The sequence below is a fragment of the Rhodococcus zopfii NBRC 100606 = JCM 9919 genome, assembly GCF_001895025.1.
Lineage (GTDB): Bacteria > Actinomycetota > Actinomycetes > Mycobacteriales > Mycobacteriaceae > Rhodococcus > Rhodococcus zopfii.
Map to the genome: position 1 here is coordinate 1 of NZ_BCXI01000024.1, position 803 is coordinate 803.

An 803-nucleotide genomic window follows, 5' to 3' on the forward strand; every position below is an offset into this window, starting at 1 on the left:
CCGTACTCGACACCGAGGCCGGAGTCGTGCCGTCCGCCGAACGGCGCGGCGTGGTTGGACGCGAAGAAGTTGATCCCGACGGACCCGGTATCCATCCGCTCGGCGACCTCCTGAGCGCGCTCGGTGTCGCGGCCGAAGACGATGCCGCCCAAGCCGAATGACGTCGAGTTCGCGATGGCGATCGCTTCGTCGACGTCGTCGTAGCGCAGGATGGTCACGACGGGCCCGAAGATCTCCTCACGCGCCACCCGCATCTTCGGGGTGACATCGGCCAGCACGGTCGGCTCGACGAAGTAGCCGGAACAGTCCGTGCGCGCGTGGCCGCCCGTGGTGACGCGGGCGCCTTCCTCGCGTGCGGAGTCGAGGAAGCCCGAGACGATTTCCCACTGGCGCTTGTTGGCCACCGGGCCGAAGACGGTGCCCGGGTCGAAGGGGTCGCCCTGGGGAGCGGTCCGGACCGTGCGGGTGACCGCCTCGACGACCTCGTCGTAGCGCGCAGCGGGCGCCAGGATCCGGGTCGAGATGTAGCAGGTCTGGCCGGTGTTGCGCATGCAGGACCTGATCAGGACCTCGGAGAAGGCGTCGAGGTCGGCGTCCTCGAGGACGATCGCGGCCGACTTGCCGCCCAGCTCGAGGGTGACCGGACGGAGCAACTCCCCACAGGCAGCGGCGATCCGGCGTCCCACACCCGTCGACCCGGTGAAGGCCACCTTGTCGATTCCCGGGTGCCGGACCAGCGCATCACCCACTCGTCCGTCGCCGGTGACGAGGTTGACGACACCCGCCGGGATGCCGGCGGCGGC

Annotated in this window: 1 protein-coding gene; it reads right to left on the minus strand. The window is 70.0% G+C overall.

Features of this window, described 5'->3' with window-relative positions:
- Positions 1 to 803 (minus strand): aldehyde dehydrogenase family protein (locus RZ1_RS16175; protein WP_139281867.1); only part of this gene is annotated, 803 nt, incomplete at both ends.